This window comes from Nocardia sp. NPDC003345 (assembly GCF_053589395.1).
In genome coordinates, this window is the sequence record NZ_JBSFRU010000146.1 from 1 (window position 1) to 14532 (window position 14532).

Annotated in this window: 14 protein-coding genes and 1 pseudogene; 1 reads left to right on the forward strand and 14 read right to left on the reverse strand. The window is 68.8% G+C overall.

Annotated elements, in window-relative coordinates; all coding sequences use genetic code 11:
- The 3 genes and pseudogenes from ACWDU1_RS17285 to ACWDU1_RS17295 form a co-directional block, all read right to left on the reverse strand.
- Positions 1 to 133, reverse strand: a pseudogene (locus ACWDU1_RS17285) (ABC transporter ATP-binding protein); the annotation flags it as partial.
- Positions 130 to 2124 carry an ABC transporter permease gene (locus ACWDU1_RS17290; RefSeq protein ID WP_449999587.1) on the reverse strand — a complete coding sequence of 665 codons (1995 nt, stop codon included), beginning with the start codon at positions 2122 to 2124 and terminating at the stop codon, positions 130 to 132. The gene ACWDU1_RS17290 and the pseudogene ACWDU1_RS17285, both read right to left, overlap by 4 nt.
- Positions 2125 to 2149: 25 nt before the next feature.
- The gene (locus ACWDU1_RS17295) at positions 2150 to 3391 is read right to left on the reverse strand and encodes an ABC transporter substrate-binding protein (RefSeq protein ID WP_449999589.1); all 1242 of its coding nucleotides are present in this window, start codon (positions 3389 to 3391) and stop codon (positions 2150 to 2152) included.
- Positions 3392 to 3788: 397 nt separating this feature from the next.
- On the opposite strand from ACWDU1_RS17295, the gene ACWDU1_RS17300 reads away from it, so the two are divergent.
- Positions 3789 to 4679, forward strand: a complete 891-nt coding sequence (locus tag ACWDU1_RS17300) for a TIGR03619 family F420-dependent LLM class oxidoreductase (RefSeq protein ID WP_449999591.1) — start codon at positions 3789 to 3791, stop codon at positions 4677 to 4679.
- Positions 4680 to 4687: 8 nt separating this feature from the next.
- On the opposite strand, the gene ACWDU1_RS17305 is transcribed toward ACWDU1_RS17300, so the two are convergent.
- The 11 genes from ACWDU1_RS17305 to ACWDU1_RS17355 all read right to left on the reverse strand — a co-directional run.
- Complete coding sequence (locus tag ACWDU1_RS17305) at positions 4688 to 5227, reverse strand: hypothetical protein (RefSeq protein WP_449999592.1); 540 nt, start codon at positions 5225 to 5227, stop codon at positions 4688 to 4690.
- Between the two features lie 181 nt (positions 5228 to 5408).
- On the reverse strand, positions 5409 to 6557 hold the full coding sequence (locus ACWDU1_RS17310) for an acyl-CoA dehydrogenase family protein (RefSeq protein ID WP_449999593.1): 1149 nt from the start codon (positions 6555 to 6557) through the stop codon (positions 5409 to 5411).
- A gap of 7 nt (positions 6558 to 6564) precedes the next feature.
- Complete coding sequence (locus tag ACWDU1_RS17315) at positions 6565 to 7728, reverse strand: thiolase family protein (RefSeq protein WP_449999594.1); 1164 nt, start codon at positions 7726 to 7728, stop codon at positions 6565 to 6567.
- The gene (locus ACWDU1_RS17320) at positions 7729 to 8565 is read right to left on the reverse strand and encodes an enoyl-CoA hydratase/isomerase family protein (RefSeq protein WP_449999595.1); all 837 of its coding nucleotides are present in this window, start codon (positions 8563 to 8565) and stop codon (positions 7729 to 7731) included.
- A gap of 127 nt (positions 8566 to 8692) precedes the next feature.
- Positions 8693 to 9922, reverse strand: a complete 1230-nt coding sequence (locus ACWDU1_RS17325) for a CaiB/BaiF CoA transferase family protein (RefSeq protein ID WP_449999596.1) — start codon at positions 9920 to 9922, stop codon at positions 8693 to 8695.
- Positions 9922 to 10689, reverse strand: coding sequence for an SDR family NAD(P)-dependent oxidoreductase (locus ACWDU1_RS17330; RefSeq protein ID WP_449999598.1), 768 nt, complete (start codon positions 10687 to 10689; stop codon positions 9922 to 9924). The genes ACWDU1_RS17325 and ACWDU1_RS17330 overlap by 1 nt, the downstream gene beginning before the upstream one ends.
- Positions 10689 to 11855 carry an acyl-CoA dehydrogenase family protein gene (locus ACWDU1_RS17335; protein ID WP_449999607.1) on the reverse strand — a complete coding sequence of 389 codons (1167 nt, stop codon included), beginning with the start codon at positions 11853 to 11855 and terminating at the stop codon, positions 10689 to 10691. The genes ACWDU1_RS17330 and ACWDU1_RS17335 overlap by 1 nt, the downstream gene beginning before the upstream one ends.
- A gap of 192 nt (positions 11856 to 12047) precedes the next feature.
- Positions 12048 to 12425, reverse strand: coding sequence for a hypothetical protein (locus tag ACWDU1_RS17340; protein ID WP_449999600.1), 378 nt, complete (start codon positions 12423 to 12425; stop codon positions 12048 to 12050).
- Positions 12422 to 13129: an ABC transporter ATP-binding protein gene (locus tag ACWDU1_RS17345; protein WP_449999602.1), complete on the reverse strand. Its 708-nt coding sequence runs from the start codon at positions 13127 to 13129 to the stop codon at positions 12422 to 12424. Before ACWDU1_RS17345 ends, ACWDU1_RS17340 begins: the two co-directional genes overlap by 4 nt.
- Complete coding sequence (locus tag ACWDU1_RS17350; RefSeq protein ID WP_449999604.1) at positions 13126 to 13839, reverse strand: ABC transporter ATP-binding protein; 714 nt, start codon at positions 13837 to 13839, stop codon at positions 13126 to 13128. Before ACWDU1_RS17350 ends, ACWDU1_RS17345 begins: the two co-directional genes overlap by 4 nt.
- On the reverse strand, positions 13817 to 14532 hold a 716-nt coding region (locus tag ACWDU1_RS17355), incomplete at its 5' end, for an ABC transporter permease subunit (protein ID WP_449999605.1). The genes ACWDU1_RS17350 and ACWDU1_RS17355, both read right to left, overlap by 23 nt.

Here is a 14532-nt window from a genome sequence, read left to right on the forward strand (position 1 = left end):
CTCCGTTGGGTCCGATCAGTCCCACGATCTCGTGGGGCCGCACGGTGAGCGAGACGGCGCTGTTGGCCACCACTCCCCCGTATCGGACAGTCAGGTCGGTGGTCGCCAGGCCTGCGGGCGTCGGCTCGGTCATGGTTGTCCCACCGCCTCTTTCGCGTTATCCGCGCGCTGCGCGTGGGCGGTCGACCGCGGCGGTCTCCGGCGCGCCCGGACCAGATCCGTTATCCGGCGGGCCTCGCCCGCCATACCGACCGGGTTGAGGATGGCGGTGGCGATCAGCGCGATACCGGAGATCAGCGCGTAGTAGTCGCCCAGGTCGAGGACCTCGTGCAACACCACATAGAGAATCCCGAGCGGCCCCAGGACTCCGGCGATGGCGGCGCCGCTGAACGAGGTGATCCCCCCGAGGTAGGCGACCGCGAGCACCTGCAGGCCCACGAAGACCGTGAACGATTCCGCGGACAGCTGGCCGGCGCTGTAGCCGATCAGGCAGCCCGCCAGGCCGGCGATGAACGCCGAGAGCCCGAAGCCGAGCAATTTCGTCCGCCGGACATCGATACCCACGGAGGCGGCCGCCCGCTCGTTCGCCCGGACCGCCAGGAATGTCCGTCCGGTAGTGCCCGAGGCGAGCCGGATGAAGGCCCAGACGACGAGGGCGGCGACGGCGAGCACCAGCAGCGAGAACGGCAGGCGGGCGATTTCACTGCCCTCCCGGATACCGAGGTTCAGGCCGAACAGGGTCGGATTCGCGATGGGGTTTCCGGAGGCGGGCGTCAGACTGTAGTTGTTGAAGACGAACCGTTCGATGGCCAGCGCGGCCGCGATGGTGACGATGGCGAGCTGGGCGCCGCGGATGCGGAACGCGGGTAGTGCGACCAGCATGCCCAGCAATGCCGCCACCAGCGCGCCGAGGAATATCGCGAGCGGCATCGGCATGGCCCAGCCGGTGGTGAGCTTGGACAGGGTGAAGCCCGCGGCGCCGGCGAATGCCGTCTGCGCCAGCGAGATCTGCCCGAGATAGCCGGTGATCACCACATACGACAGCGCGAGCAGCATCAGGATGATGGAGTAGGTCAGGCCGAAACGGTAGGTACCCGACGACGACGCCAGCGCGACGCCCACCACCGCGAGCAGGATCAGCGCCGGAACCGGCCGGAACACGGGAACGGAAACGTCGGGCAGTTTGATCGTCTGCAACGATCCGCGCGACGGCAGCCTGCTCCCGAACACCAGCAGGATCACGATGACCACCACGAACGGCACCACCTGATCCAGCCCCGACGCCGCCCATACCGGCCACCACTCTTTGCCGGTGAAGAGGTTCACCAGGGATTGAAAGGCACCGAGAACCAGCGCGGCGACGGCGATCACTGCGACCGACTCCATCCGGGCGACCAGCAGCACCGCCAGGGCCGGCACGACCAGCAGGGTGTAGTTCATCGGGTTCAGGCCGGTCAGGCTCGACCCGAGCATCACCCCGAGCGTGGCGACGAGCGCCGCCAGTACCGTCGCGATCGCGGCCAGCCGGTCCGGCGAGAAGCCGAGCAGCACGGCCCCACGGGGGTTCGCCGCCGCGGCACGGGTCGCCGCACCCAGCCGGGTGAATCCGAAATAGGCCCAGATCAGCACGGAAGTCGCCACCATGATCGCGGCCATGAGGATTTCCGCGGAGGAGAGCCGCGCCCCGAACAGCTGCACCGATCCCGGCGGGATCAGCTCCTCGACCGGAATGTTGTTCGGGCCGAACCGGATCACCACCAGCGCCTGCACCGTGAGCATCAGCGCGACGGAGACGACCACCTGCGCCAGCACCGGAGCGTTGCGCACCGGACGGAACACCAGGTAATGGGTGATCAGCCCGAGGACGACCGCGGACAGCAGGCCGATGAGCACGGCGGCCCAGATCGGCGGCGGCTCCGCGAACCGCACGCTCCCGACCGGCAGCACCAGCGTGCCGTCGTCGCCCAGCTGGGCGAAGACATACGCGCCCCACATGGCGGTGGCGCCCTGAGCGAAGTTGATGATGCCGGTCGATCGGTAGACCAGCAGCAAACCGTTGGCCAGGCCGATGTATACGGCTCCGAGCCCGAGGCCCAGCACCACGAACTGAAGATAGGTTTCCATCGGGTCGCTCCGTTGTCGCCGCGGCTCAGGACGGCGGCAGGACGGACAGATCCAGATCGACGTAGCCGGCCTCGTTCACCGGCGCGAGGGTGCCGTCGTCCTGGACCTCGAAGAAGATCGCCTGACCGTTGCAGGTGGTGGGCACACCGGGCCACTGTTTTCCGTCGCAGGTGACGGTCGGTCCGGCGAACGATTCGAATCCGGCGACCTTCGTGAATGCCGCGGTCACCGTCTCGGCCGTGACCTCGGTACCGCCCGCCGCGTTCAGGATGTTCGCGATATTGACCAGGGCGGCGAAGGTGTAGAGCGAACGCGACGAGAGTTCGTCACCGTGGCCGACCGCGTCCATCGCCTTCGCGAAGAGGTCCAGCTGTTCTCGCACTTTCGGCGGTGCCGACTCCTCGGCGAGCGGCACCCACAGGCGCGGCTGGGTGACGACGCCCGCGCCCTGGGCTCCCATCCGCTCGATGAACTGCGAGCACGAACCGGCCAGGATCATGCCCTCGTAGCCCTGCCGCCGCAGCGCCGTGAACAGGTCGGTACAGGCGTCCTCGGGTAGCGCGATGACCCCGGCGACGTCCGGATCGTCGGCTATCTGGGTGGCTGCCACGACATTCAGGTTCGCCCCCGCGGCGGGCGGATACTGCACCTTGACGTCGATGCCCAGGTTGCCGGCGATGGGACGGATGAGATCGTCCACATACGCATGACTGGTCGGCGATTCGTTGACCGCCAGCGACGCCGACTTCTTACCCATCGAATCGAACAGCGTCATACTGCTCAGCGAGGCGAACGATACCGGTCCGGTGAAATAGAACGCCTTGCCGTAACCCGCCTGATCGGCGAGGAACGATCCGGCCAGGGTGCCGATGATCGGAATATCCGCCGATCCGAGGATGGGCACCGCCGCACCCATGCTCTGGTCCACCGCGTCGACCACCAGGGGGACCTTGCGGGAGACGAAGCCGTTCGCGCAGTTGATCGAGGTCTCCGGACTGCCGTCGCCGCTGCACACATCCACGTCGATGGGGCGGCCGTGGATGCCGCCCAGCACCTCGTTGATGTAGTACTCGGCGGCGTCGATCCCGAAACCGCTCTGGGGATAGGCCGTGGCGCCCTTCAGCGGCGCCTGGGCGCCGATGACGATCGGATCGCCGGTGGCCCGGGTGCCACTGAGTTCGGTTCCCCCGCCGGAACCACCGCAGGCCGAGAGGACGAGCGCCGCGGCGAGTCCCAGCACCCCCATCGGAAGGATTTTCTTCACCACTGCACTACCTCATCGAGATTGCTGCGCTGCCGGTTCCGAGAGGGGACGGCGCGATTCCTGCCTTGCCGGACGATTGCCGGACCCGCCGGTGCGCGGCACCGATATCGGCCCGCGCGTTCATCTCGGGCACGACAGCGAGAACACCTGCCTGACAAACCTTCCCGGACGGGCAGAGACGACTTCAGTGTGACCGACATTACGTCAATCCTCGTAAGGATTGCAACGTTTGCCCGGATTTCGCGCACCGGCCGCGGGATCACGACACCCACCCCGCCTGCCGCGGCGCGGGCCGGCGACCGGGAATACCGGGCTCCGGGAACAGGTTCCGGCTGGAATCGACGGTCCGCCGGACCGGGTCCGGGCGCATCGGCACCGGGTGGGTATCGGAAGGAAGACGATGAAGTACGCCGTCAGCTACAACACCGCCCATTTCGGCACCGACCCGGATCGCATCGCGGAGTACGCGCGCCACGCGGAAGCGCTCGGATTCGAAGGGCTGTACCTCTCCGAACATCTGGTGCTGCACCCCGGCGCCCGTATGCACGGAATCGAGGTGGACCCCGCGCTGCCGTTTCTCGACCCGCTCGACACTCTGGCGTTCGTGGCCGGGGTGACCGACCGGCTACTGCTGGGCACCGGTGTACTGCTGCTGCCGTACCGGGATCCGGTCGTACTGGCCAAACAGCTGGCGACCATCGACGTCCTGTCCAAAGGCCGGATGCGGCTGCTGACCGTGGGATTGGGCGTACTGCCGGCCGAGGCCGCGGCGACAGGTGTGGATTTCCGGACCAGGGGGCGGCGCGCGGACGAGGCGATCGATGTGCTGCGGCTGCTCTGGGCCGGCGGCGAGGACGGCGTCTCCTTCCACGGCGAGTTCTTCTCGTTCGACGATCTGGTCCAGTTCCCGAAGCCGTACCGGTCGACCACCCTGCCCATCCATGTGGGCGGTTCCAGCGATGCCGCCGCCCGGCGGGTGGGCAGGCGCGGTGACGGATACTTCGCGGGCGGCGCACTGCTGCCCGATGCGCGGGCGGCCCAGTGGAACCTGGCCCGCGCGACCGCGGCGCAGGTGGGACGCGACCCCGAGGCCCTGCAGTACACCCGCTGGAGCGGATTGGACCTCACCGACGAACGGCTGGCGGCGTTCACCGCGCAAGGGGTCGGCCGGATCGTCGTCACCGCCACCGCCACCGCCACCGACCCCGCCGAGCAGCGCGACGAACTCTCGGAGTTCGCCGAGCGTTTCCTCACCGCGCAGGCCCGACACGGCGACCCGGCCGGCCGGTGATTCCGCCATCAGACCGCGCGGACCAGCCCCTGCCTGCCGCGCAGGTCGGCCAGCAGCACTTCACCGCTGTGGAAGACCTCGACGTCCTCGCGGTCGAGTTCGGGGATTCCCGCCGCGGCGAGGGCGCATCGTTTGAACGCCTGGGCCGCCGAGCTCAGGCGGTGGTGCGCCGAGGCGACCCGGCAGGCGAGTTCGGCGGGCAGGTCGTCACCCCAGACCGCGAATTCGGCCAGGCCGTTGTCCAGGCAGGCGATGGCGCCGGTGCGGACCCATTCGTTCGAGACGAAGACGTCGGGGGCCAGCAGCACACTTTCCGGCCAGGTGTCGTGCACCGGGGAGGCCATGGCGGTGGGCAGGTCCAGGACCGTGGCGCCGAGGATTTCCAGGGGGCGCACATCGTCGTGCTCGGTGAGCACGGCGATCACCTCCCAGCCGCCCATCATGCGGTCGAAGATGAACCCGCCCGCGTAGCGCACCGCGTCCACGGTGTTCGGCGCGACGATCGCCAGCCGGTGCCGTAGCGGATGGCGGCGGGCGTGCGCCCGCATGATGTCGACGGGACGTAGGCCCGGGCCGACCGCGCAGTCGGCGTCCAGTAGGCAATCAGCCCCATGTTCATCCCGCGAACCGATCACCGGGTACTCCGTTCGATAAACCAACTGGTGAAACAGTAGGGTCGACCGGGCACCTGTGACGCATATCTCATCAAATTATTAAGTGTGCTATACATCACAAACCGAGGTCTTTGGCAATGATAACTTTCATGACCTCGCTGGTTCCCGCGTAGATCCGCGCCACCCTCGCGTCGGTGTAGAGCCGGGCGATCGGGTACTCCATCATGTAGCCGTAGCCGCCGAACAGCTGCAGGCAACGGTCCACGACCCGGGCCTGGGTCTCGGTGGCGAACAGCTTCACCCGGGCGGCGTCGGCGCCGGACAGTTCACCGTCCACCAGATCGCGCACCGCGCGGTCCACCATGGTCTGCCCGGCCTCGACCTCGGCGGAGATGGCGGCCAGTTCGAACTTGGTGTTCTGGAACGAGGCCACCGGTGTACCGAACGCCTTGCGCTCCTTCACGTACTCGATGGTGGCCGCCAGCGCCGCCCGCGCCTGCGCCACCGACCCCACCGCCACCGTCATCCGCTCCTGGGACAGATTGTGGCCGAGATAGCCGAAGGCGGCACCCTCCTCGCCCAGGCGGTTCGCCACCGGAACCCGGACATCGGTGAACGACAGCTCCACGGTGTCCTGCACCTTGCAGCCCATCTTGTCCAGCACCCGGCCACGTTCGAAACCGGCCATCCCGTCCTCCACCACGAGCAGGGTCAGGCCCGCGCGCCGGTTGTCCGGATCGGTGGCGGTACGGGCCACCACGACCACCAGATCGGCGAGCAGACCGCCGGTGATGAAGGTTTTCGCGCCGTTGAGCACGTAGTGGTCGCCGTCGCGGACGGCGGTGGTGCGGATCCCGGCGAGATCGGAGCCGGTACCCGGTTCGGTCATGGCGACCGCGGTGAGCAGGGTGCCGTCGGCGAGACCGGGAAACCAGCGCTCCCGCTGGGCCTCGTCCGCGTACTCCAGGAAGTACGGCAGGATCACGTCGAGCTGGGTGCGCACGGTGCTGAGCGTCACCAGAGCCCGCTGTGCCTCCTCCTGCAGCACCACGTTGTAGCGGTAGTCCCGCAGGCCGGTGCCGCCGTACGCTTCCGGAAGCGCGGTGCCGAGCAGGCCGAGTTCGCCCATACGCCGGAAGACCTCCCGCGGCATCCGGCCCTGTTTCTCCCAGTCCGGGTAGTGGGGGACGATCTCCTTCTCGATGAATTCGCGGGCCAGCTCCCGGAACGCTTCGTGGTCGGGGGTGAACAGATCGCGACGCATGATCTTCCTAGGAGACGAGTTCGACGACGGTGGCGTTGGCGGTCCCGCCGCCCTCGCACATGGTTTGCAGCCCGTAGCGGATCCCGTTGTCCCGCATGTGATGGATCATGCGGGTCATCAGCACCGCTCCCGAGCCGCCCAGGGGATGCCCGAGCGCGATGGCGCCGCCCAGGGGGTTCGTCAGTTCCGGGGCGGCGCCGGTTTCGGCCAGCCAGGCCAGCGGGACCGGCGCGAACGCCTCGTTGACCTCGAAGACGCCGATATCGGACAGGGCCAGCCCGGTCTTGCGCAGCACCTTCTCGGTCGCCGGGATGGGCCCGGTGAGCATGAGCACGGGATCGGAGCCGGCCACCGCCCCACCGCGATAGCGCACCAGCGGAGTGAGCCCGAGTTCGGCCGCTTTCTCCGCGGTGGTCACCAGCAGCGCGGCGGCGCCGTCGGAGATCTGCGAGGAATTCCCGGCGTGGATGACGCCGTCGTCCTGGAACGCCGGTTTCAGGTTCGCCAGCTTGTCGGCCGTGGTCCCCCGGCGGATCCCCTCGTCCGCGGTGATCCGCCCGCCCTCGGTGAATTCCCCGGCGGCCGCGTCCACCGCGACGATCTGCCCGGTGAACGCGCCACGGTCCTGGGCCGCGGCGGCCAGTTCGTGCGAGCGCGCCGAATACTCGTCCAGGACGGTCCGGGTGAAACCCCACTTCTGGGCTATGAGTTCCGCGGAGATCCCCTGGTTGAACGAGAAATCGTCGTACCGGGCGAAAACCGACGGACCGTAGGGCTGCCCGGTGGCGCGGGCGGCGCCCAGCGGTACCCGGCTCATCACCTCCACCCCACCCGCGACCACCAGGTCCTGCTGTCCGGACATAACCGCCTGGGCCGCGAAATCCAGCGCCTGCTGACTGGATCCGCAGGCCCGGTTCACCGTGGTGCCCGGAATCGACTCCGGCCAGCCGGCGGCCAGCACCGCGTAGCGGCCGATATTGCTCGACTGGTCACCGACCTGCGAGACGCAACCCCAGATCACGTCGTCGACCAGCGCCGGGTCGACCCCGGTGCGCTCGGCCAGGGCCCGCAGCACCAGCGCCGAGAGATCGGCGGCATGCATCGCGGACAGGCCGCCCTTACGTTTGCCGACCGGTGTCCGCACCGCGCCGGCGATCACAACTTCCCGCATCTACCCGCTCCTTTTCTCACCGCCGGCCGGTGGCAGCGACCAGGTGCCGGTGAACCGCGGCGAGCGTTTCCCGGCGAAGGCCGCGTACGCTTCCGGCGCGTCGGCGGTAGCGAAATTGACTCCCTGGGCCCGGGCCTCGCCGGCCAGGGCCTCCCGCATTGTCGAATCGGCGCCTTCGTTGAGCAACGCCTTGGTCTGTGCCAGCGCCACCGGCGGCCCGGCGGCGAGCCGGTCGGCGACCTCGTCGGTGAACGTATCGATCTCCTCGGCCGCCACCACCCAGGTCACCAGCCCGAGCGCCTCGGCCTGTGCCGCATCGATGGTTTCGGCGAACAGGGCCAGGCGTTTGGCCTGCTGCAACCCGACCAGTTTCGGCAACAGCCACGAACCGCCCAGGTCCAGCGACAGCCCACGCCGGGCGAAGATCTGGGCGAACGACGCGTCCGGGGTGGCCACCACCAGATCGCAGCCCAGTGCGAGATTCCAGCCCGCGCCGACCGCCACCCCGGTGACCTTGGCGATCGAGGGAGTCGGCAGATCGTGCAGCTGCTGGGCCAGATCGGTGAAGATCCGCATCTTGTCCATCGGATGCCGCGCATCGGGTACCGAGATATCGGCCCCCGAGCAGAACGCGCCCCCGGCGCCGGTGAGGACCAGCGCCCGGATCGCGCGGTCGCCGCCGGTATCGCGCAGCACATCCGCGAGTTCCTGCCACATCGCCCAGGTCATCGCGTTCTTGCGATGCGGGCGATTCAGAGTCACAGTGCGCACTCCGTCCCGGTCGGCGACCAGTAGTCCGGGCGCCGCGTCCGTTCCGGCCACCGGTTCCGCGCTCACCGGCGGTATCCGAGCATCGGGCGCCTGGCCGCGGCGCCCCGGCCCGTGACCAGGTCACCGGCCGAACGGCAACGGCCACTACCCCCCGGCGGACCGGAGCCACCGGCTACGGTCCGGTGCGGCCCGCTCACGACCGTAATCCATTCGCCGCGGCGTAGGCGGGCCCGATCACCGATCCCGCACGCAACTCTGCGATCTCGGCGTCGCCGCGCCCGAATTCACGCAGGATCGCGTCCGTATGTTCGCCCAGCCCCGGGACCGCGCCCATCGGCGGATCGAAACCGCTGATCACCGCCGGAGGCAACAGGGCCGGCACCGGACCGCCAGGACTGTCGATATCGCGCCACCGGTCGCGGGCCGTGAGCTGCGGATGGTCGATCAACTCCGCGGCGGTGTTGTACCGGGAGTTGCCGATCCCGGCGTCATCGGCCGCCTTCTGCACCTCGGCCAGCGAATGGCGCGCACACCAGGAGCCGATGGCCTCGTCGAGCTGCCAGCGATTGCGCACCCGATCGGAATTGGTGCGGAACCGCACGTCCTCGGCCAGATCCGCACGGCCCAGGATCTCCCGGGCCAGCCGCTGCCATTCGCGGTCGTTGGTGGTGCCGAGGACAACGGTCTGGCCGTCGCCGGTCGCGTAGGCGCCGTAGGGGGCGACCGCCGGGGAACTCATCCCCAGCGGCTGCTGTTCCACTCCCGAGTGCCGGGTGTAGTTCAGGTGGTAGCCCATCATCTCGGCCATGGTGTCGAACAGGCTGATACCGATCGCGGACCCCGCGCCGCCACCGTCACGATGACGTCCATACAGGGTCGCCAGGATCGACAGCGCCGCATACAGTCCCGTGGTCACATCGGCGACCGCTGGGCCGGGTTTCGCGGGTTCACCCGGTCGCCCGGTCACCGAGCACACCCCGGATTCCGCCTGTACGAGCAGGTCGTAGGCGCGTTTGTGCGAGAGCGGGCCACCCGCGCCGAATCCGTCGATCTCCAGTGCGATCAGATGGGGATGCCGCTCGGCGAGATCGCCGGGGGAAAGACCCAGCCGCGCCGTCGCGCCGGGCGCCAGATTCGACACCAGCACATCGGCGCGGGCCAGCAGATCGTGCAGAACCGCCAGGCCCCGCTCGGATTTCAGGTCCAGTGTCACCGATTCCTTGCCCCGGTTGACCCAGACGAAATGCGCGGCCTGCCCCGCCACCACATCGTCGTAGTGGCGGGCGAAATCACCGCCGGCCGGGTTCTCGACCTTGATCACCCGGGCGCCGAAATCGGCCAGGGTGCGGGTGCACATGGGCGCGGACACCGCCTGTTCCAGCGCCACCACCAGCACCCCGCCCAATGGGCCGGAGGCGGTCATCACATCACCATGCCGCCGTCGACGGGCAGTACCTGCCCGGTGACGAAGGACGCGGCATCGGAGGCGAGGAAGACGAACGCGCCGGCCACCTCGTCGGGTTCGGCCCAGCGGCGCAGCGGGATACGGTTGATCATCTGCTCGGCGAATTTCTCGTCGGTGCGGATGGTTTCGGTCATCGACGTCGCGGCCAGCGGGGCGAGCGCGTTCACCAGGATGTTCTTGCGGGCCAGTTCCCGGGCCAGCGATTTGGTGATTCCGATGATCCCGGCCTTGGCGGCGGAATAGTTCACCTGGCCCAGGGTGCCGGTCAGGCCCGCGGACGAGGTCACGTTGATGATGCGGCCGGTGCCGTCGGACGGCAGGTACGGCAGCGCCGCCTGGCTGCAGTTGAAGGTGCCCAGCACATGCACGTCGAAGATCTTGCGCATGGATTCCGGGGTGGTCTTCGGGAACATCGACGGGGCGGTGATCCCGGCATTGTTGACCACGACGTTCAGCGTCCCGCCGCCCAGTTCGGCGCCCTGCCGGGCGGCCTCGACCGCCGACTCGGGATCGGCGACGTTCAGGGCGCAGGCCCGCGCCGTCCCGCCGTCGGCGGTGATCTTCTCGGCGACCGCCGTGGCGGCGTCACCGTCGAGATCGGTGACCAGTACGGCCGCCCCCTGCGCGGCCAAGGCCCGGGCCACGGCCGAACCGATACCGCCCGCGGCACCGGTGACCAGCGCCGTACGCCCCGTCAGGTCGAATAGTCCGTTCTTCGCTGCCATCAGTAACTCCTCGGCATCTTCAACACATGCGACCCCAGATAGTTGAGGATCATTTCCTGACTGATCGGCGCGATCCGCATCACGCGCGACTCCCGGAAGTACCGGGAGACGTGATATTCCTCCGAGTACCCCATCCCGCCGTGCGTCTGCATCGCCCGGTCGGCGGCCTCGAAACCGGCCTCCGCGCACAGATATTTGGCGGTGTTGGCCTCCCGGCCACAGGGTTTGCCCTGGTCGTACAACCAGGTCGCTTTACGCAGCACCAGTTCGGCCGCGTCCAGGCGGGCCAGCGAATCGGCGAGCGGGAACTGGATGCCCTGGTTCTTGCCGATCGGGCGCCCGAAGACCACGCGTTCGTTGGCGTACCGGACCGCGCGGTCGAGTGCGACCCGGCCCAGGCCCAGCGCTTCGGCCGCGATCAGCATCCGCTCGGGATTCAGGCCGTCCAGCAGATATTCGAAACCGCGGCCCTCCTCCCCGACCCGGTCTTCCACCGGTATCCGCAAGTCGTCGATGAACACCTCGTTGGAGGAGACCGCGTTGCGGCCCATCTTCGGGATCGGGCGGATATCGATGTGATCGCGGTCGATATCGGTGAGGAACAGCGTCATACCGCTGGTCTTCTTCTCGACGTCCTCGTACTTCTGGGTACGGGTCAGCAGCAGGATCTTCTCGGACTCCAGCGCCTTGGAGATCCACACCTTGCGTCCGTTGACCACATAGTGGTCGCCGTCGCGGCGGGCGAAGGTGGTGATGCGGCTGGTGTCCAGACCCGATCCGGGTTCGGTGACGCCGAAGCAGACGTGCAGATCACCCTGCGCGACCCGGGGCAGGGTTCGCTGTTTCAGCTCTTCGGAACCGTGCACGATCACCGGTTGCATCCCGAAGATGGACATATGGATCGAGCTGGCGGCGTTCATCCCGCCGCCGGAGCGCGACACCTGTTCGGCCAGGATGGACGCCTCGGTGATCCCGAGACCGTGCCCGCCGTACTCCTCCGGAATACACAGGCCCAGCCATCCGCCGTCGGCGATGGCGCGATAGAACTCCGTGGGGAATTCGTGTTCCCGGTCTTTTTCCATCCAGTACTGATCGTCGAATTTGGCGGCCAGTTCGGCCACCGCGTCCCGGATCAGCCGCTGATCCTCGCTCAGTTCGAAACTCATACCGTCGGACACATCAACTCCCTCTCGTCATAGGTCACCCGCCGCTACCGGGAGCGCCGTGATGGCACGGCGCACCCGGCAGGGCCGCATCGCGACCCCGCCGGTCCACCCGCGGTGGTCTGCGCCGCCCGCCTCGGGTGACTCCGGTGCACCGCGGTGACCACGCTGTTCACCGGGGTGCGCGGACACCTGTCATCGCTGCGTGGCGCCGACCTCCCCGTACTGCTCGGCGGTGGCGGTGGGCAGCCGGCCGGCCAGCTGGGCCAGATCGTAGGACTGCCGGGCCATCCAGTAGCGCAGCACGCCGGTCAGCGAGTAACGCAGGAACAGCGCCGCGCCCACCACGCTCAACGCCACCCCGGCCAGGGCGATGGTGAGCGCGTCGCGCTGCACCAGCGCGTCGGAGGTGTTGTGCGACATGAGATAGGCCAGCAGCGTCACCACCGGTCCGAGCACCAGCAGCGCGACGCCGAGCCGCAGCCACAGCGCACCGCGCCCGGCGGCGGGATCGGGGATCTTCAACTCCGCGAGTTCTTGGACGAAACGGTCCGCACGGGTGGATTCGGTCATGATGAACTTCCTAGATAGAGGGTGGCCAATTCGTTGCGGAGCCCCGCGTCGGGCGGGCCCTGATACTCGACCCGGCCGCGGACCAGTACGGCCGCCGAGTCGGCAATATCCAGTACCGCGGCGGCGAACTGTTCGACGATCAGCACCGCGACGCCCTGCCGGGCGATCTCGGCGACCTGCTCGTAGAGCCGGCCCACCACCAGTGGCGCCAGGCCCATGGACAATTCGTCGAGCATCAGCACCGCGGGGTCGGTGGCCAGCCCGCGCGCCAGGGCCAGCATCTGCTGTTCACCGCCGGACAGCGTGCCGGCGGTCTGATCGGCCCGCTGCGCCAGGATCGGGAACCGGGAGAAGGCGATCTCCTCGATCTGTTCCCGCGGCCGCCCGGTGAAGGTCATCATCAGCAGGTTGTCGCGGACCGTCAGATTCGGGAAGACCCCGCGTCCTTCGGGAATCAGGCAGACGCCGGCGCGCGCCAGATCCCGGGGATCGACGCCGTTGACCGGACGGCCGCCGAGCCGCAACTCCCCCTCCGACACCGGATGTACTCCGGCGGCGACGGAGAGGGTGGTGGTCTTCCCCGCGCCGTTGGGCCCGAGCAGCGCCACCACCTCACCGGCCCGCACGCTCAGGTCGACACCGTGCAGGACGGTGATCGCCCCGTACGCCGCACGGATCCCGCGCAGTTCCAGCATGGTGGTCATGCGGCCCCCAGATACGCGGCCAGCACCTGTTCGTCGGCGCGGATCACCTCCGGTGGCCCCTCGGCGATCACCGAGCCCAGATCCAGGACGTACATGTGATCGCAGACGCTCATCACCAGACCCATATCGTGTTCCACCAGCACCACCGCGGTGCCGTCGGCGGCCACCGAGCGGAGCAGATCGGCGAACCTGTCGGTTTCCGTACTGTCCTGGCCGGCGGCGGGTTCGTCGAGCAGCAGCAGGGTCGGCCGGACGGCGAGCGCCCGGCCGACCTCCACCAGCCGGGCCAGACCGGTGGGCAGGGCGTCGGCGAGATCGTCGGCGCGCGAACCCAGTTCGAGGCGGTCGATGATCTCGTCGGCGATCTGTTTGGCGTGCCGCCGGTGCGGTCCGAGTTCGGCGGCCACGAGCAGGTTGTCCCGCACCGACAGCCGGCCGAAGAGCTCGAGCCGCTGGAAGGTCCGGGCCATACCGTGGCGGGCCCGCCGCGCGGGCGCGGCACGGGTGATGTCCTTGCCGTCCAGGTGGATCCGGCCCGCCGCGGGCCGGCGCAATCCGCAGATCACGTCGAACAGCGTGCTCTTACCGGCCCCGTTCGGGCCGATCAGTCCGGTGACCTGCCCGGCCTCGGCCCGCAGGCCGGCACCGTCGAGCGCCCGGCGGCCACCGAAGGTGACCGTGATATCGCTAACGTGCAGCAGCGATGGCATCGTCGAGCACCTCCTTGTCCCCGGTCCGCCACGGGCGTTTCACGCCCCACCATTCGACCGGTACGTCCGGCTCGCCCGCGGCCGCCCGCTGCTCCCGGTTGTTCGCCCAGATCCGCACCGCGAAAACGCCGAGCACCGAACCCCAGAACAGGATCCAGCCGTCGACGGCACCGGCCAGCCGCAGCAGCCACAGCACCACCGGGATACCGATCATCGCGGCCAGTGCGAACCGGTTGCGGATCGCGGCCTCGAAACCCTCCCGCATCCGGGCCACCGCGCCGTGGCTCACCACACCGCCGCCGAACGCGATACCGGCCAGCGCCGGGATCACATGGATCAGATTCTCGGTCGAGGGGAACAGCACCGGGACCGCCAGCAGCGGGCCGTAGAGGGCCACGCCGACGAACAGGCCGTTGCCCAGCGCGCCGAGTCCGGCGAACACCGCGACCAGGAAGATCGGCATCCCGGCCACGAAATTGAACTGTTCCGGGGTCACCGACCCCATCTGCATACCGAACAGGGCACCGCCCAGCCCGGCCAGACCGGCGCTCAGCGCGAACACCGCGACCTTGGCCAGCAGCAGATTCCCGCCGAGGGTGGCGTAGGCGGCCTCACTGTCGCGCAGGGCGATGAGCCGGCGGCCGAAGCGCCCGCGCCGCAGTACCGCGACACCGAGCGTGGCGACCGCCAGGC